Source organism: Planctomicrobium aquicomposti, assembly GCF_051466325.1.
GTDB lineage: Bacteria > Planctomycetota > Planctomycetia > Planctomycetales > Planctomycetaceae > Planctomicrobium.
Genome location: NZ_CP195792.1, coordinates 3,355,148 through 3,373,788, shown reverse-complemented (window position 1 = coordinate 3,373,788; position 18,641 = coordinate 3,355,148). Strand labels below are relative to the sequence as shown.

10 protein-coding genes and 1 other RNA gene are annotated in these 18,641 nt (G+C 60.5%); 4 read left to right on the top strand and 7 right to left on the bottom strand.

From position 1 onward, the window contains the following. Nucleotides 1–16: 16 nt before the first annotated feature. The 6 genes from SH664x_RS12965 to SH664x_RS12940 form a co-directional block, all read right to left on the bottom strand. Nucleotides 17–1,159 carry a M56 family metallopeptidase gene (locus SH664x_RS12965; RefSeq protein ID WP_437201545.1) on the bottom strand — a complete coding sequence of 381 codons (1,143 nt, stop codon included), beginning with the start codon at nt 1,157–1,159 and terminating at the stop codon, nt 17–19. Continuing rightward, nucleotides 1,156–1,524 (bottom strand): BlaI/MecI/CopY family transcriptional regulator, encoded by a 369-nt coding sequence (locus tag SH664x_RS12960; protein ID WP_437201543.1) that lies wholly within the window; start codon nt 1,522–1,524, stop codon nt 1,156–1,158. The genes SH664x_RS12965 and SH664x_RS12960 overlap by 4 nt, the downstream gene beginning before the upstream one ends. Before the next feature lie 151 nt (nt 1,525–1,675). Continuing rightward, a complete protein-coding gene (locus tag SH664x_RS12955; RefSeq protein ID WP_437201541.1) occupies nt 1,676–2,518 on the bottom strand; it encodes a DUF1559 family PulG-like putative transporter in 843 nt (280 codons plus the stop codon). A 370-nt stretch (nt 2,519–2,888) separates the two neighbouring features. Beyond that, nucleotides 2,889–4,889 (bottom strand): tetratricopeptide repeat protein, encoded by a 2,001-nt coding sequence (locus SH664x_RS12950; RefSeq protein WP_437207227.1) that lies wholly within the window; start codon nt 4,887–4,889, stop codon nt 2,889–2,891. 1,172 nt (nt 4,890–6,061) lie between these two features. Continuing rightward, nucleotides 6,062–6,159, bottom strand: an RNA gene (ffs, locus tag SH664x_RS12945) — signal recognition particle sRNA small type. A gap of 67 nt (nt 6,160–6,226) precedes the next feature. Continuing rightward, nucleotides 6,227–7,288: an NAD-dependent epimerase/dehydratase family protein gene (locus tag SH664x_RS12940; protein ID WP_437201539.1), complete on the bottom strand. Its 1,062-nt coding sequence runs from the start codon at nt 7,286–7,288 to the stop codon at nt 6,227–6,229. 712 nt (nt 7,289–8,000) lie between these two features. Between SH664x_RS12940 and SH664x_RS12935 the strand changes: the two genes are divergently transcribed. The 4 genes from SH664x_RS12935 (at nt 8,001) to SH664x_RS12920 (ending at nt 17,049) form a co-directional block, all read left to right on the top strand. Beyond that, complete coding sequence (locus SH664x_RS12935) at nt 8,001–10,856, top strand: HAD-IIIC family phosphatase (RefSeq protein ID WP_437201537.1); 2,856 nt, start codon at nt 8,001–8,003, stop codon at nt 10,854–10,856. A 357-nt stretch (nt 10,857–11,213) separates the two neighbouring features. Further along, nucleotides 11,214–13,871 carry a hypothetical protein gene (locus tag SH664x_RS12930; protein ID WP_437201535.1) on the top strand — a complete coding sequence of 886 codons (2,658 nt, stop codon included), beginning with the start codon at nt 11,214–11,216 and terminating at the stop codon, nt 13,869–13,871. 158 nt (nt 13,872–14,029) lie between these two features. Then, a complete protein-coding gene (locus SH664x_RS12925; RefSeq protein ID WP_437201533.1) occupies nt 14,030–15,742 on the top strand; it encodes a GH3 auxin-responsive promoter family protein in 1,713 nt (570 codons plus the stop codon). Nucleotides 15,743–15,870: 128 nt separating this feature from the next. Continuing rightward, nucleotides 15,871–17,049, top strand: coding sequence for an enolase C-terminal domain-like protein (locus SH664x_RS12920; RefSeq protein ID WP_437201531.1), 1,179 nt, complete (start codon nt 15,871–15,873; stop codon nt 17,047–17,049). Nucleotides 17,050–17,151: 102 nt separating this feature from the next. Here the strand turns inward: SH664x_RS12920 and SH664x_RS12915 are convergent, their stop codons facing one another. After that, nucleotides 17,152–18,636: a FecR domain-containing protein gene (locus SH664x_RS12915; RefSeq protein WP_437201529.1), complete on the bottom strand. Its 1,485-nt coding sequence runs from the start codon at nt 18,634–18,636 to the stop codon at nt 17,152–17,154. Between the last annotated feature and the right edge of the window lie 5 nt (nt 18,637–18,641).

Here is an 18,641-nt window from a genome sequence, read left to right as displayed (position 1 = left end):
GAAAGAGTCGGGGAGACTAGGGGGAATTCGCAGGCCGTTGCACATCGGTGTGCGTGCGGGTGGAAAGCTCGTACAGGCGGGTCCGAACCTCATAGGGTTCGAAGTCCCGAGCCGGGATTTCAAGGACGTGCAATACCCCGGCGGACCAGCGTGGCCACGGCGACCAGTGAGAACGGGTCGAGGCGAGACCATCGACAGGAATCCAGATCAGCCAGGCGGCAACGGCGCATGTTGCCAGCGCCAGGTAGCCCCATGCGGTCGGCTTTTCATTCGGTTCGGGTGTGGGGGAGTTGACCCGGTTCACCAGCCTCCGGCCTCTCAGCGCGATGACGCTGGCGCCTCGACCAAAGAAGAGGGCAGCACCTTCGGTTTCTTCCGTGAGGCCACGTTCCGCGAGCGCGACGAGCACCTTCAGGTAATTGACAATCTCCTGACGGTCAGCAGCGACTGCGGCGTCATCGCAGGCAAACTCGCGGGTGAGTGACGACTGTTGGGCGGCCCACCAGATCGCTGGATGGAACCAGAAGAGCGTGGCCACAAGTCGTTCGATAAACAGCTGCAGAGGGTGACCACTTCCCAGATGTTCCAGTTCGTGACGAACGACGATCTGAATTTCTTTCTGGTCCCGTTCAAGGAGGAACTCGGGAATCACCAGCTGGGGCTCATGCCATTGACAGCAGAATGGGCTCCCTAGATGCGGGCTCACTAGCAGCTGGACTGGTCGTTTTTGTGTTGGCTGTGGGGCAGCTGTTCCATCCTGTCCCGTCGGCCAGATCAATGAAACTTCCCGCGGACTGGCAATGCGGCAGGACCTCAGAAATCGAAAGACTCGTTGCCATTCGTAAGCGAGTAACAACACGGAGATTCCAGCGCCCGCCAGCCAGATGACGAAGGCCGCGCGTCCGACGATGGTCTGGGTGATGACGACCTGTTCCAGAGACTGAACCGGGAATTGTGGCCAGAATTGGCCCGGACGCAGATGCGGGAAAAGGACTCCGCACAGGGCCACCAGCAACAGCAGCAGGTGGCATGCGTTCCACAGTCGGCACTGCAGCCGTGGAGCCGTCACAAACCGGCAGCACCAGTGGGTGCCACACACCACAAGCGTCGCCTGCAGCGAGATCGAGACCACGACCTCCAGAAACTGGATCGGAGTCATTTCTCACCTTCCAGTCGGGCGATGGCGTTTTTGATCTCGGCCAGATCGGACCGTGAGATGTGGTCATCCTGAATCAGGCTGAGGACAAATGATTTGACCGATCTTCTGGACAGGTGCTGCTTCAGTTGTCCGAGCATTGTCTGGGAGACTTCATCGCGGGAGACCACAGACTCGTAAACGAAGGCGCGGCCGACTTTGACTTTTCTGACGGCTCCCCGTTTGAGCTCAAGAGTCTTCAGGACGGTCATGACCGTTGTGTAGGCCAAGGGACGTTCTAAGGCATCACAGACCTCCTGCACTGTGGACTGACCGCGATTCCAGATCACGTCCATGATTTCCAGTTCGCCTTTGGTTAATGCCACCATGCCTTGGCCTCCAACTTTTTACAGCTACGTCGCCGTCAGTCACCTTGTGGATGCAAAGCGTTCCGTTCAAGGTCTCTGGACTCTGATTGGCCCGTCCGCTGTCGTCTTACGATTCAGGATGATTGTCGAAACGAGTCTTGGAATCCGATCTTCACTCATGCCGTCGTGCCAGTTGGCGATAGATCGTCTGATCAATCGAGTCGGATAAGCCTTTGACGTGTCCATCTCCGAACAGAAACTGGCTGACGCCTGGATGCCGGCTGCTGAATTCACATTCATCGCAGCGCGTGCAATTCGGTCCCTCACTGGCGTTCCCGACAACGCGGCATTCGGCATCTTCATCACGGCTGTCAAAGCCCAGCCAGGAAACGGAAAACATCGACGCGGATCGTTCACCGAGGAAGAGCGTCTCGCTCAGCCCGCGGGAAATCTCTGAAAACCGGATCGGTCGTTGATTGATAAATGTCCCCTCCCCTGCCGGGACAGGATGCACTTCATCGGGTTCGGTGTTGCCATAAACCCCCAGATAATTCGCGCTGGCGAGTGTCAGGAACGGAGTGTCAGCCCCTGCTTCGAAGAGTTCGAACGTTGCGGGAGAAACATCCGAAGGGCATCGAAACAGCGGCAGGCCAAGGCTGTGTACAGGCCCGTGCTGCGGATCGCTGAACGTGAGCCGACGGTCGATGGCGGTGAACAGCGGCTGTTGATCCAGGTAGGGGAGCAAGGGGACGCCCCAACCGTACGCGGAGCCGGAGGCATCATCTTGCCACGCGGCCGGCAGGCTGGACTGAAGATCGTGATAGTTGTGAAGAGCCAGCCCCAACTGCCTGAGGTGATTGGTACATTCGAGTCGACGTGCCGCTTCGCGTGCGGACATCACACTGGGAAGGAGCAGCGCAGTGAGCAGCGAGATGACGCTGCTGGTCACCAGCAATTCCAGAATGGTCAGCCCGGAGCGGCGGTTCCATGGCGGTTGTCGTGGAGCTCGGTGCATCGCGTTGAGGAAATCCTTGTCCAGCGACTTGAGCAGGTCGCATTTTCCAGTGCTCGCGACCTGTGGGACGAAGGCCGCACTTCCGATGAGCGGAAACGGGCAATCAAAAATATGAAGGCTTTGGGCTCTTCGCGTGGCGCACCTGTCGGAGGCCGCTGCGGCAGGTGATTGAAATACTAGATCTTTAGGAGTTTCGTCAAGACCATCTTGCCGGTTGTGAATTCTTATGCTGGAACGGTCCTTCAGCCAGAAGATGCGACTCTCTGCCGTTGGTGGGAGCGGGGTGACACAGACGCCCACTGTCAAAAAACTCAGCATGTCCGACGAAATGCCGCCGCGATGTTGAGAGCCATTCGCCACCCACGCTGCGTTACCGCGGGGCGGGGCGAATCATCGGCATGCCGGAGTAGTCGGAGGGGAGCGACGCGGGAGCGGCGTTTGTGGTTCCGGCGGTCTGCTGAATCGGCATCTGCGGCCGCGGATACTGGGGAGCCGCTGACTGCTGGGGCATCTGTTGCGTCATCTGTGGCGGCTGTGTCGCGGCTGCCGGTGTCGCGGCTTGCGGAGCTGTCGGTTGCGGACGGTCCTGCGGGCGATACGGTTCGGGGACGACGACGTTCGCCGGATAAATCGGATTCAGATCGGGTGTCAATGGCTGGCCCGCCTGAGATGTCCCATTCGGGTTCATGGCGAATTGTTCTGCCTGACGGGCAAACGGCCAGCTCGGAGGATGCAGCGTCGAACCGTTCTCGGTCTGGGTGTAGTTCAGACCGGGAGTCTCGGGACGAGAATACTGTGAGCCCGAGGCGGGAGAGACAGGAGAGTTCACGGGGGCCTGCGCCCAGACGCGCTCGAAGCTGTTGTTCAGCACCCGTCCAGCCTCCCAGCGTTCGTCTTCGAAACGCTTCAGGCCGGGATCGGTGAACATCGGCTGCGGGGTACCGCTGCTTTCAATGGTCCGCGTGTCATAGCGGGAGGCTGTGCCGAACTGTTCGACCGAGTACATCGGTCGGGTGGCGGGAGGCATACGGCCCCCTTGCCATTCAGACGGTGACTGCAGGAGAGGAGGATCCGGCCGGAAGGCTCCCCGGAGGTCCTGAGGAGGCAAGTCGGTCGGCAACATGCGCTGAGGCTCCGGGAGAGGGTTTCCGTTGCCGAAGGAGTTCGTGCCGGGCTGCTGAATCGGTGCTGTCTGATTGTTGAAAACCGGAAACATGGAGCCGGGGCCCATCCCCATTCCCATGCGGGCGGCGGCTTTGCTGGCTTCCTGGAACTGGTCGATCTCCGGGCCGCGATTTGCCGCCGGTGCCGGGCTGGCGGGGGGCATTGCTCCGGAGAGAGGACCCGTGCCGGAGGCTTGCGAAAGGGGAGCGGCGTTCTGCTGGGGCGTCAGGTCAGCCGGGACCAGACTGCGGCGCTGGGGCGTATCGGCATTGCCCGCCTGGTAGAAAGCGGGGTCGACTCGAGTGATCGGCGGACTGCCGGCGGGGGTGGTCGCCAAAGCGGGGTCCACTCCGGTCCAGGGTTGAACGGGACGAACCGGGGGAGCAGGCTGCTGCAGTGGAGAGTCCGAACGGGCCGGCTCGGAAAATGGTCCACGGGCAGGCTGTTCCGAAACGGCGGGAGCAACCGGTGCCGGTCGAGGTGAGCTGGATTCGAAATGTGCCAGTGCTGCGGGGGCCGGTGCTCCCCCCGCTGGCTGTGGCTGTGCCACCAGGGCCCCGGGAGGATTGGCAAACTGTGGATTGGCGCCGTGTGAATTCGCACCGTGTGAATTGGCCCAGTGGCGGGGGATCTCCTGCTCGGAAATCGGCGTCATCTGGCCGGTTTGACCATCCAGCAGAAGCGCCCCGCCGTGTGCCTGCTGGTAGGGTTCGCGATCGATGGCTGCGAGCTGATCTTTCAGCACGTCTTCCTGGGGGCGACGTTCGCGACGAGGCATCGCCGGAGGAGCGGGATGGGCATTCGTGTTCAGACGTTCCTGCTCACGGGCCTTCTGAACTTCCGCCAGAAACTTCTCTTCTTCTGATTGCCGGTTCGGCAGCAGCCGGTCCAGCAGCGATTTCTGATCTTTGGTCGAAGCGGGGGTGTTGGCTGTCGGCATGGGGGCGGGGCCGGGGGCATTTTCAGCCAGAGCCGCCTGAATCTCGTTGGCAGGCATGACCCGCGCATAAGTTTCTTCGGCCTGCTGGGTCTTCCCCTGTCGCGCGTAGGCGTCTCCCAGATGCTTGATCGCCTTCTGATTCTTGGGGTTGGCCTGCACGGCGCGGGAGGAATACTGCTCGCTTTCCGCGAAGCGGTTCTGCAGCAGATAGGAATAGCCCAGATCACCGAGGAGATCGCTGTCGTGCGGATTCAGAGCCAAAGCCATTTGGTAATGGCGTTCTGCGTCCGCATAGTTCTTCTCCAGATCAGCGACAATGGCCAAACCGTGGTGAGCCCGCGCCTGCGAGGGCTGCTGCCGGAGTGCGGCCTCGAATTTTGCCCGGGCGGCGGCGAGTCGGGAGGGCTGTTCATCGCGGTACCAGGACGCAACTTCGCTCTGTCCGCTGCGAATCAATTGTTCAACCGACTCCTGCGAGGCGGGCGTGGCGGACCCGTTCCCTGCCTGGCTGGGGGGTGGGAGGCCGGCATCCGCGAGGTCTCTGGTCGCCTGCTTCTGGAGAGCATCCGTGCGCGACGCCATCCGATCTGCCGAAGCGCAGCCAGCGCTCAGCAGAAGGCAGGAGACCGAGACTCTCATGAATCTGTTCATGGGCGACCTCTACGGTGCCATCGGCTGCCTAGAGCAGGTTGCTCTTTCCGGTGCCCGCGCAGCAAGCGGTTCGTAGGGTGAAACGCTGACATCCGCGTGGCGAGGACGGGGCAATCAAAATTCAAAATGCTCTTGGACAGGTGACAACATCCTGTTGTCTTTCGCGGTGAGTGTGTGATTTTGCGGGAAATGCCGGATCAGGAAAGGAAAAAACGAGTCAGTGACAAGGCCCGACCGAGACGAAATCGACCCGCGCCGGATCTCTGACGGCGGGAATCGGGGCGGTTTCTAGTCAAATGGGCCAAGTCTGTCGAGACGAGGTTTGTCCCTGCACCCGTCTGGGGGGGAGTGCCCGCTGAAAGTCATGGCCGTTCCCGACCTGGCCGTTCATCGTCGAACCGGGCTGTTATCTCTCCCGTCCTCCCCTTTGATGGAGAGCGGACCCCTTCTCCTTGCGGACCGGTCGGATTGATCAAACCAGACAACGGACTCCTGTGCTCCATCGGCAAAATGTGACGGGAATACCAGTTTGCCCGGAAATTTCGGCAGAATTCCGGGAATGTTTTCCGCCAGTGGCGAAATTTGCTGAAGACCTGATGTGATAAATCACGGCCCGCTGCAGGAAAACAGTGCAGACGCCCCACGATCGAAGGGGATTGCCTTCTGGTTCCTTCGGAAGCCAAGCCGGTTGGAGAGAGTCCCGGTCTCGGAACGGTTGGGAAGAGTCCCACACGGAAAGCAACAGGCAGCGTTCGGGGCGGAGATTTCTCCTCCCTTTCGAGACGCTGAAAGGCTACCTCCCAACACACCTGAGAACACGCTGCTTAAGGCTGCTCGGTTTCCCGCCTGACCTGGTTCACACGGCCCCACCGTGCGGGAGATAGCCTTTCAGCCCCCCGAATCCACAGATTAGCGACTCCTGCGGCCGGTTGCCACGTTCCCCGCAAAAACTTTCATTGAGGAGGTCCTTCGGGGGAGAACGGGTGAGCAGACCGGGGCGCCGGACAATCGTCCAAATTTTTGTTTATCGGCGTTGTGATGGAGGGAGAGGGTTTCAGGGAGGCCTCGAGGGCTTCCTGAAAGGTCTCGCTAGAGGAGTGCCGGAATTCGAAACCGAACTCCTGCTCCAGTCGACTCGCCCGGCCGACCCAGGGGTAACGGATAAAATTCATCAGTCCCGGCGGGCAGGCCATACAGGAGAGGAGCGGCGGGACCCGGAGTGTCCACCAGATCGTGGCCATTCCCCGGATCAGCCAGAGCGGGATCCTGACGACAGGGACTTTTCGTCGTCGGCCGACCTCGCCCCACGTGATCCAGTCAGGCGGGCCGACGTTAAACGGCCCCGCCCCGTTGCGCGACAGAATCTCCCAGGTGGCGCGGGCCACATCGTCTTCGTGGACGAACTGCAGCGGACAATCATACCCGTCCGGCAACGCGATCAGTTTACTGTCAAGAATGTACCGACTGAGGTAGTTGCTCACCTGCTTCCCCAGGACAACGGCCGGTCTGACCCAGGAGACCTGAATCTCCGGATGGTCGTCACGGAACTTCGCCAGGTCTGCTTCCAGTTCGGTTTTGTCGGCGGCATAACGGAAATCGGACCGGGCCCGGAGGGGCCAGGACTCGTCCATCGGAACAGGATTGTCCGGCCATGCGCCGAAGGCGGTCATGCTGGAATAGCACAGAAATCTCGCGGGTTGAATCGCTGCGACCGCGGCCAGCACGTTTCTGGTGCCGTTGACATTAATATCGTGCATTTTGCGGTCGTCGTGAATCAGGTTCATCACGAAGGCCATATGTACCACGGTATCGGGAGCAAACTCCCGCATTGCACCCAGCATTCCGGAATCGCGTGAATCGAGCGCACGGAACTGGTCCGGAGTCTCCGAAGCCGCGGGGGCAAGATCCAGCCCCAGAATCTCGATGTCGGGCGCCACTTCACGCAGCAGATGGATCAGTCCACGTCCGCAGTAACCGGAGCTGCCGGTGATGGCGATGCGTCGAATCTCGGTCACGATTCCCTCGATGGAGCGCGAATGACTCGTGGTCGCTCACTCCCGGAATGCGTCTTCTGCAACGAAATGCGGAAGTGCGTCGCGAGCCGGTTCGACCTGTCAGGGTGATGAACTCCGGACTTTCCGGAACAGCGGATGAATTGTGGACGGGGAGTGGTGGGAAATCGAGCCCGTCAATGCGAAAAGCGGAGAATGGGGGTCATCCGATTGCTTCGCCAGCGATCGGATTTTACGCGGAGACTCCTTCCAACGCTGGCTCGTCCCCGGCGATGTCTCTCGCCTCACCGGTCGAATCGTTGTCACCGTAATCTTCTGAAGTCAGGCGGGCGGCCATCCGATCTTATTGCAGGTTGCGGACTCCGGCGCCCTCGGAGCGCGCATTTCCATTCATGGACAGCGTCGCAGTGATTGGCGAGAGGGGGCAGATCGGCAACCAAATTGTTCTGGCCGAACGGAACGCTCCATCGCCAGGGCAAAAGAAGGGCGAGACGGCATCGAAGTCCCCTTGCGAGGCAAGGAGCTGAGAAGTGGCTCGCAGGGGATTGGTTCTGGAATAAGGGCAACAGCGGCTGAGGGATTGTCCCCGTCAACGCTCTTCAACAGACGCTGTCTCTGGTGCGCGGGAGCGGCTCCCCCGGGCTGCTGGGAGAATCAATGCGGCAAGCCAGATCATCGGCCGAGCACGGCGGGTGGACTCTGGACATGACATGAGATGAAGGCGAAACCAGTGACTCCTCAATCGCAGCCGTACCGGATCACGCTGTTCCAGACGCTGCAGGCCCTCGCCTATCTCTTGACCTATGCCACGCTGGCTTCCGTGACACTGGCTGCGCTGATAGTCCCGACGGGACTCGTGGCGTCACTGCCGGTCTGGGGGGTGATCGCACTGCTGCCGGTCTTTTACTTCGCGTGGTTGGTGTTTTTTCTCGGCTGGGGATTCCTGATCGGCCTCCCCTATTATCGCTGGGTCCACCGCTCCCCTGCCCGGTACCAGACAACCGAAGGTCCCCGCCAGACCGCCCGCTTCCAGACGCAGATGTCGCTGTATCTGAAGGCTCAGCTGCTGCAGTCCCTCCCCCTGGCATCGGTCCTGCAGACGTTGCCGTTCTGGCAGCAGCTGATGTTCCGCGGCTATGCCCCGCGCAATCCGATTGGCCGACATGCGCATGTCTGGGGAGTGCTCTGGGATCCTGATCTCACAACAATCGGCGATGATTCTGTTGTCGGTGCCCATACACATATCTCCTGTCATGCCGTCACCGTTCAACCCGATGGCAGCCAGCTGTTCGTGCGGGAACCGGTCGTGATTGGTGAGCGGGTGACCGTGGCAGCCGATTGCCGGATCGCACTGGGGGTTCGCATCGGCGATGACGCGATGCTGGAGCCGGGGAGCAACGTTACTCCCTTTACGATGATTCCGCCGGGGCAGGTCTGGGCAGGGAATCCTGCGAAGTTCGTGCGGATGCGTTCCGGGGAGTCGGCCCCTGCTCTGTCTGACCGCACGGCCACAGCCGCTCACGCCTCGAACCGGGTCAGACTGGACGGGGTTGAACTCGAAATCGCTGTCCGGGAACTTGTCGCCGGTGTGCTGAACGTCGGTCTTGATCAGGTTCCTTCTCAGGCGACGACTCAGGACCTGAGCGCCTGGGACTCACTGAGCCAGCTCGGCATCGCCGCCGCAATCCATTCCCGGTTCAACATTGAAGTGGGAGCTGCCGAGACATTCACCCTGCGCTCGATTCAGGGGATCGTTTCGATGCTGCGGAGTCGATTACAGCGTCCGTTCAACGAAGCCCCGGCCGCGACGCAGCTCCCTGCGAATCCGGAACTCCTGCCGCTGTTCGATCACGAACTTGTCACCCGCAGCCTCGCGCAAAATCAGTTCCCGCTGCCACCGCTTCAGGGTGACGAACTGCGGGTGGTCATCGCCTCCACCTTCACGGCTGAGCCGCTGGCCAGCAGCCTGAAATTGTGGAGCCGTGCCTTCGGGCTGAATGTGTTGGTCGAATTCGCCGGGTTCAATCAGATTACGCAGGAGCTGCTCTCTTCCGGCAGCCTGTTTCACAGCAATCGGACCGGGCTGAATGTGATTCTGACCCGGCCGGAAGATCTGCTGGCTGAAGATCGCGCGAGTTCCGCAGAAACCCTGCTGGAGACCATCCGCAAGTTTGCCTCCACCGCCAACGGCACCCTGGTCGTCGGTACGCTCCCGCCGGCGACGTCGAGTCTGGTAGCACTCGACCCGATGGAAGTCACGCGCCTGCGTGAGCAGTGGAGCCGGGCCATTGGTGAACTTCCCGGGGTCACCCTCTGGGATGCCGCTGCGATTGTGGAATCGATCGGCCTTGAACATGCCCGGCAGACGGAACAGGAACTCATTGCTCGCGCCCCTTATTCCGCGGTCGTCTATCGCGAACTGGGAATCAGTCTGGCACGACTGGTGCGTCAGCGTCGCATTGCCTCTGCGAAAGTGATTGCCCTGGACGCCGATGGTGTGCTCTGGGGAGGCGTCATCGCAGAAGATGGTCTACAGGGCATTCAGCTCGGGAGTGACCATCCCGGACGCAGCTTCCGGATGTTCCAGCAATACATCAAATCGCTGAAAGCTCGCGGTCAGCTGCTGGTGCTGGTCAGCCGCAATGAGCCGGAAGATGTCTGGAAGGTCTTTGATGAACACCCGGAGATGGTGCTTCGACGCGAGGACTTCTCCGGATTTCGCATTAACTGGGAGCCTAAATCGCAAAACGTGAAGGCGCTGGCGAAGGAACTCAATCTGGGGCTGGACGCGTTTGTGTTCATCGACGACGACGTTGCGAATCGTCTCGAAATGGAAGCCCGGGCGCCTGAGGTCACGGTCTTCCCGCTCCCGGTCGAGCCGTCGCAATACGTTCCGGTTCTCTCCCGACTCTGGCGGTTTGACTCGGCGCAGCTGACCGCCGAGGACCGCGCACGCACGCTGATGATTCAACAGGAACAGCAGCGTAAAGAATTGCAAGGGGAAGCGGCGGACCTGACGACTTATCTGCACTCGCTGCAGATGCGGGTGACGATGCGGAGAGCGACCGAGCTCGATCTGCCACGGGTCGCCCAGCTGACACAGAAGACAAACCAGTTCAATCTGTCGCTGAAACGTAGAACCTTGTCCGAGCTGAGTGCCTTGGGACCGCGGTTCAACATCTTCTCGGTCGAGGCGGAAGACCGGTTCGGAAACTACGGTCTCGTCGGTGCCGCCATTCTGGAACGGACGATCGCCGGGAGCTTCCTCCTCGACACGCTGCTCATGAGTTGCCGGGTTCTCGGCCGGGGCGTTGAAGAAGCGACCCTGCACGGGATCTCCGCTGTCGTTCGTTCGGCTGGTGGGGGTGAACTTGTCGCTCCTTTCGTCGCCGGACCACGGAATCAGCCACTCGCGGAGTTCCTACAGCGGACAGGCTTCCAGTCGAACGAGGGGCAGACGTTCCTGCTGCCGCTGTCGGATCCGTTGCCACTGCCTGGCCACATTCAATGGCAGGCCCCTCTGGATTCCATGTCGCTGACCGGCGACGACTCACCCTCGGCCGCTGCCTGATCGATCGGCCTCGTCGGTGCTTGACCTCTTGCCTCCAGCAGAGGAGCGGAAGGGGCATTCCGTTCTGTTCCACCGGCAGAAGCTGCGCGAGATTCGGCCCGTGCGCTCGAATGCCGGTGACCCGTCGTTGGAGCCGGGTGAACGCCCTTGGCCGGTTATGACGGCAATTCCGATTGAGACAGCGACCCTTCCCCGAATCTGCGGTTCAGTCTCGGTCTCCAATCCCAGCGGCTCTGCGACGGCCGATACATGTAGCGAGCTGAGTGCAATCGTTGTGAAACGGTCTCCGCACGCAGCGGGCCAGTGCAGTTGGAACGATCAGAGCGGGGCACGCTTCGATACATAAGGGACATGAACATGAGGTTCAGGCCGAGGTCTTGGGAATGTCAGCTTGTCTGTCTGCTGACACTGACCTTGGTTGGCACCGGGAGTGCGTGGGGACAGTCGTTTCGGGGTTGGCGCGGGAATGCCGCCGGCACTGCGAACGGTCAGTTCGTCAATCGCACGTATCGTGACGAGAAGGGGGAACACAAATACGTTGTGTTTGTCCCCGTGGGCTATACCCCCTCCAAAAAATGGCCGACGGTGCTCTATCTGCATGGAGCGCAGAGCCGTGGGAAAGATGGTCGGGCCCAACTGGTGTCGGGGCTGGCTCCCGCGATCAAGCTGCGGATGAATTCGTCTCCTTATCTGGCGGTCTTTCCGCAGTGCGAACAACTCGACAGCCGTCTGCTGGGAGGCTGGACCGATGATCCTGAGGATGCCGATCGGGCACTCCGGATTCTCGATGAAGTCGAAAAGGAGTACAGCGTCGACCGCCGTCGGGAAATCCTGATGGGAGCCTCGATGGGGGGGACCGGTGTCTGGGCCATCGGTGCCCGGACCGCCGACCGCTGGGCCGCACTCGTGCCAGCCGATGCCTTTGCCAATATCGAAGACGCTCCCAAGCTGGCTAACGTTCCGATCTGGGCCTTTCATGCCCAGGGGGACCCGTTGATCTCCATCGACATCGCCCGGAATATGGTCGATGCCGTGAACAAGGCGGGTGGACGGGCCTACCTCAGCGAAATTACCATCAAATCTCACGCCAACAGCGGCCTGACATTCACGCAGCCCGCGCTGCAGTCGTGGATTCTAGACCCCTCCAAAGAGCCCAACCTCAACCTGGAGTGGAAGGTCCCGGCCGGGTACTCGGAAGGACTGGAAGAAGAGATGCCGTTCGTGACCGGTGCGGAAATCGCCGGGGCGCTGCGGTTGCAGGTGGGGACCGACATGCTCGAATCCCTGGCCTATGCAATTCCGCCGAAAGCGGCCGAGAAGCCAATGGCCGGCTGGGTTCCCAATGTGCATGAGTCGAGACAGGTCGGGCTGAGTACGTTCGACATCTCCATGACGGGAATGCATTACCGTGGTCAGCTCGAACGGGCGTTGATCACACCGCTGTCCGACAACCGTCTGCAGCTGCAGCTTGGGCTGCGCAATGTGACGATGACCGTCTCCAATTCGCAGATCAACGGCCGCCTGCTGTTTTCGGCTTCTGCTGGGCCGATGCACATCGTGATCGGGCACCGTGCTCCCGTCTGGTTGAATATTGTCGTTCGGCCCCGCGTTGAGAATCGTCAGTTCCGTCTGGATCTGCTCGGAGTTGGTTTCCAGATTCCGGACAATAACTGGTACGTCACCGAACCCAACGATGCCCGGGTGCGGGGAATGCCGCTGCTGAACCGGTCGGTCTCCAACGGGATCGTGGACGGTGTTTACTCCAAGAAGCACGAAATCGAACAACAGGTTCGTTCCAGCGTCAGCAGCCAGCTCCCCAAGATGGTGGCCGACCTCAATGCCAAGTTGAGCCAGCCGATCCGTATTGGCGAAGTCGCCCTGCCGGTGATTCAACCCCGCCTGAAATTCTGGCCGGAAGAAGTGACCGTCACGGAACAGGGACTGACGCTGGTGATGGGAGCGGCGATGGGAGTTCTGGGGCAGCCTGAAGGGCCGCACCGAATCCGTTATTACACGTCCACACTTCCTGAAAAACAGCCTCGTCCGGAAGCGGGTGCCGAAGTCGCGATTTCGGAACAGTTGATTACGGCCTGGACGGAACTGATCGTTCGCGGACGCGTGAACTGCATTCATGCGGTTGATCTCGGTACTCCGGAACTGGCTGCACTGCGTGATCGTCAGTTCCTCGAATACATTGTGCCGGACCTGAAGCGGTTTGGTCCCGAGCTGCAGACGAACTACAAGTTCGTCCTGCTGGAACCAATCGGGATCAGCGACCTGCCTCCGATTCTGGCCGACTCGTACCCGGCCGGATTCTCGCTCACCATCCCCCGATTGCAGATGACGGTGACTGCCCGTGAGTCCAATGAGACCCATTGGCAGGACGTCGCTCACTTCGAGCTCTGGCTCAAGCGTGAGCACGGGTTCAACCTGCAGAAGCCCGGTTTCGCAGGCCGATCACTGCAGCTGCTGGATTTGACCAGCCTGCAGATTCGGGTCGATGGACGATTCGCCGAAGGCTATGTGCCAGTTGATCCGGCTCTGCATTTGGAAACTCTGAAGACCGCATTTGTGGATGCGATTGAGGCGGCCCATCTCCGAACGGGTGGCTTGCAGTTGCCGCTGAAGGACGTGGATCTGATTGGGATGCCCTTGCGGCTGGAGGACTTTGTCCGGCAGCGGCAAATGCTCACATTGCGGGGTCAGGTTCCCGGAATCCTGATCACCAACGACACCAACGAGACACTGACGTACGAGGTCCGCGGACCGTTTTCCCGATGGGAATCGCACACGCTGGCCCCCAATCGCCAACACGAGTTTCATGTCCCTTACCCTTTGATGTGGCGTCAGCAGTCGCCCGCCGTTTCCAAACTTCAGACGCTGCCGCTGGGCCAACAGGCAGCATGTCGTCTGGGGTCTGATGGCCGGGTCACTCTGGTTCCGGATGATGACGACGTCGCCCCATCGGCGTCGTCGACAGCCCAACAGGCTGATGCAGCCCCAACCACCCGTTAGAGCCGGTTGCTCTTGTCAGTTCTCGGGGCGTGCGAAGCGCAGCGACTCGCTCGGAATTCGCGCCACGAGGATCGGGTCTTTCAAATCACCACGCGCCAGGTTTTCGTCCGGCGGCGACATGCGCCATGTCGCTGCGGGATGTGAGGGAGGATGGGCCAATGCTTCGACAGCTCCGGTACTATGGAGGATACGCGGTTCGCGTCCCCATGCGACGTAAAGTCCGCGCGTTCCTGCATTCCATTCAGGACTGCCAGGCAACCCAGCAGGCGACACTTCAGAGAATCGTCCAGCTGAATGCGGACAGCGACTTCAGTCGCCGTCATGGGCTCCACCCGGGGATTTCCGTCGAGCAGTTCCGGCGCCAGATTCCTGTCGGTGATTTCGAAGCGGTGCGCAACGAAGTTGAGCAACTCAAAGTCGGGGAGGCGAGCAGCCTTCTGGGAAGCCGCAACAAGCTCCTGATGTTCGCACTCAGCAGCGGGACGACCGGGGATTCGAAGTATATTCCGATCACGACCGAGTTCCTCAAGGACTATCGGCGCGGCTGGAATATGTGGGGGATCAGCACGTTCGACGATCACCCTGCCCTGCATACGCTCGATATTCTGCAGCTGAGCAGCGACTACGATCTGTTCCGCACTCCGTCGGGAATTCCCTGCGGCAACATCAGCGGGCTGGTCAGCAAGATGCAGAGTCCGCTGGTGCGGACGATGTATACCATTCCCTACAACGTGGCGAAGATCAGGGATTCTTATTCGAAGCTGTACACCGCCCTGCGGTTGTCGCTGGAGAATGTGCACGTCGGTCTGGTGATGACCGCCAATCCCAGCACGCTCGTGCAACTGGCCAAGATGGCGATTGAAACCCAGCAAGAACTGATCCGCGATATCGCCGACGGGACTCTGAGCAGCCGGATGTCAATTCCGGACGAAGTCCGGGCGGCGCTGGGGGGAAGTCGTTTCCGGCCGAATCGCCGACGAGCCCTCGATCTAGAGCAGTTGATTGCCCAGCATGATCAGTTGCTTCCGCGGCATTTCTGGCCGCAGCTCAAGCTTGCGGCTGTCTGGACAGGAGGGAGCGCCTCGGCGTATCTCGAATCGATGCGCCGCTACTATGGCGATGTCTGTGTGCGCGATCACGGACTCTCCGCCAGCGAAGGGCGGATGACGATTCCGTTTATCGACGGGACATCGAACGGTGTGCTCGATATCGGTTCGCACTTCTTCGAGTTCATTCCCGAAACGGAATACGGATCGGCACGGCCAAACGTGCTGCAGGCCCATGAGCTTTCGGAAGGACACAACTACTACATTCTGCTGACCACGGTCTCGGGCCTGTACCGGTATGACATCCGTGACGTCGTCCGCTGTTGCGGTTTTCGGGGGACGACGCCGTTGCTCGAGTTCCTGCACAAGGGAGCCAGCATCTCCAACGTGACCGGCGAGAAGCTGACCGAATCGCAGGTGGTGACGGCCGTCAATCACGCGCTGAAACGTTACTCACTCGAACTTGATTACTACACGCTCTCTCCCGTCTGGGGAGATCCGCCCGCCTATCATCTGCATCTGGAGGAGGCGGCCATCCCCGCTTCCGGACTACTCGCAAAGTTATCACAGGACATCGACGAGCAGCTGCGCGGCCTCAATTGTGAATATCAGGAGAAGCGGCAGTCAGGACGGCTCGCTCCGGTGAAGTGCCAGACGGTTGCCAATGGAACGTGGCTGCGGTTCATTCGACATCGGCAGTCACGGCCGGGGGGAAGCGTCGAGCAGTACAAGCATCCCTGCCTCGTCCCGGCGCTGCAGTTCAGCGAAACACTGTGCAACGATTTTGGCCGGGGAGATGTCACTGCGATCAGTCGTGTTGCGTGAGCAACGGACGTCTCCCGGCCTGGTTCCCCTGTCGGTCGACAACGTGAGCGGGAGATTTTAGCTGTGTGGACCCGCCTGCACAGGTCACGCGGAGAGGTCGTCTGCAGTCGGCGTGTTGCGGTGATGTCATGAGAGTTGCTGAACTGACTGTGTCGCATGTCCGGATCGTCCTCCGGAAGCCGATCCGTCACGCCTCACATGCCCGCAGCTCAACGGATTCTCTCGTCGTCCGCTGTCGACTCGACGATGGCTCGATCGGCTGGGGAGAAGGTTTGCCCCGAGACTATGTCACGGGAGAAACCATTGACGGGGCGTGGCAACTGCTCCACGAGGCCGACCTGTCACGACAGCTGGGGGGAACCTTTCAGGATCTTTCCGAGGTCATTGACAGACTGCGTCAGTTCCGGATGACCAGCGTTGATCCCGATGGGCGGGGTTGCTTCGGAAACTCTGCCCGCTGTGCCGTCGAGTTGAGTCTGCTGGATGCGGCATGTCGCTCTGCGGGGCGACCCTGTTCCGACATCACGTCGCTGCTGCCTGAAACAGCGGAGATTCGTCAGCAGGTCCGGCGTGTCCGCTACAGTGCGGCATTCACTGCCATGAGTCCCGCGAAGCAGGTTCGCCGCGCGATTCAATTGCGGTTGTTCGGGTTCCATCAGGCCAAAGTCAAGACGGGTGTCGAGGGAGTCGATGACGTTGACCTGTTGCGGCGGTTGCGGCGGTGGCTCGGAAAGTCATTCGATCTCCGGATCGACGCCAACGAAGCGTGGACCTGCCGCAACCTTGAAGCTCAGCTTGCTCCTCTGGTGCCGTACGGCATCACGTCTGTGGAGCAGCCGGTCCCGCATGAAGATGTCGCAGGACTGGCGCAGCTGCGTCCTCGGCTGGGGGTGCCAATCATGCTCGATGAGTCGCTGTGCAGCAGGGTCGATGCCGAGCGGGCTATTGAGCAGCAGACGTGCGATCTTTTCAATATCCGGCTTTCGAAGTGTGGCGGCTTTCTGCCATCGCTGGAGCTGGCGCGGCGAGCGCATGCTGCCGGACTCGGTTACCAGCTGGGCTGTCAGGTGGGAGAGACCGGAATTCTCTCCGCGGCCGGACGGCATTTCGCCACCTCCGTCGCAAACATTCGCTACGTGGAAGGAAGCTATGACCGGTTTCTGGTTCGTGACCGGCTGACGACGGCGGATTTGACGTTCGGCTGGGGGGGCTTCGCTCCCGCCCTGACCCAACCGGGACTGGGTGTGACCATCGATGAAGCAGCGCTGCAAAGGGTGACGCAGCGGGAATGGCATATCCGCTTTTAATCTCCAGCCGTGCGGAACTTGGTTGCGGATGCTCATTCAGGCGGCGGTCTGCTGTCGAGGAAGCAGATCTCGTACAGGGCGGGCACTGGAAAGAGCAGCTCGCTACTTCTTCAAATCGCTGACTGGCAGAGGCCGGGCTGCAATTCCATACATGCTCCGGCGGACCCGCTTCTCACCATGTTTGGGTTCGCCGAGTCGGCCCAGTTTCACGACCATCGGTTCCGGGATTTCCCGCTGCCAGACCGAGCAGACGACGTCCACGCTCCGGCCGGGGCCGACATCGATTCCGGTCGTGGGCTTGGTCATATCCCTCGTTCCTTCATCGAGGCCGATGTCGACTCCGGTGTCTGTGAAATCGCGTGACAACCATTCGGGAATGACCATGCGGTCATCGTAAAAGACGTAGAGCATGGCGGGGCCTGCGATGTCGACATTGATCAGCGGGCTAAGGTCTTTCTTGTCGTCGTTGAACATCTGAATGTAGTCGGCGTTGCGCAGGAAGAACGGGATTCCCTCCTCGGTCAGGCCGTTCCATTCATATACACGGTCGACGTAGGCCCGTGCGTCTTCAGTGAGGCCTTCCGGGCACGTGCGGTAAAACCGAAAGTTTTCGGGCTCATTGCGGTTGTCGGAGATCCCGGCGATTATCGGGGCGCGGCTCCGTTCGACCCGATACATGTCGCTACCGAACGGAAAATCGAGTGTGCTGACGGAGACCAGTCGTTGCCAGCGACCATAGCGGTCAATCGAAAGTCCCTCCCCCTTCGTGAGCTGCTGAACGTGACCTGCCGGCGGTTGTCCGGCCCGAGGCTTTGATCGCAACTCGACCGTGCCTTCGAACACCGCCACATCGGTTGCACCATCTTTAGCGACATAGGTGCCAAACTGTGTTCCCAGGTCGGTGATGATCGCGGTGGGGGTGTCGATTCGAAATCCTGAGTTGGGTGTTTCCACGCGGGTCGTCGCGGTTCCCAATGTCAGGCTCACCTGACTGGAGGACTGGATTTCAAACCGGCAGGGACCTGTGAGGACGGTGACCGCCCCGGAGTCAAAGGTGATCTCGGCCAGACCGGATGCGAGTTCAATGACACTCCCACTCCGTAAGCGGCTCCCCACGGATAAGGCGGTTTCGGGAGAGGTCCACTCGATGTTCACCGAATGGGAAATCGTAGCCAGCGGCAGGGAATGGAACTGCGGTTCCGAAGGTCGAAGTGATGTCCACAACAATGTGATGGCGACCAGTAATGTCAGCGCTGCTGCCAGCCAGACGCGACCGCCCCTCCTGCGTGGAGAGAGCTTCCTGTCACTCAGTGCTGGAGGCAACTGCGGCGCTGCCGAGACGTCTAAGACATCCTGCACCAGTGCCGGGGGGAGAGTCTGCTCCTGCAGAAAAGTCTTGAGCTGCTGTGCGTAGTTCTCCCCCCACGTCATGCTGGCGTCGATCTCGAGCAGATCTTTGACAAGCGCATGCTGAACCAGCGCATCTGCTGTGTGGGGATCTTTCAGCAGTTCCGTGGCCTGCAACAGTTCCTCGTCAGTCAGGGACTGATCGAGGAAGCGGATGATGAAGTGATGACGCTCGATCATGGGAA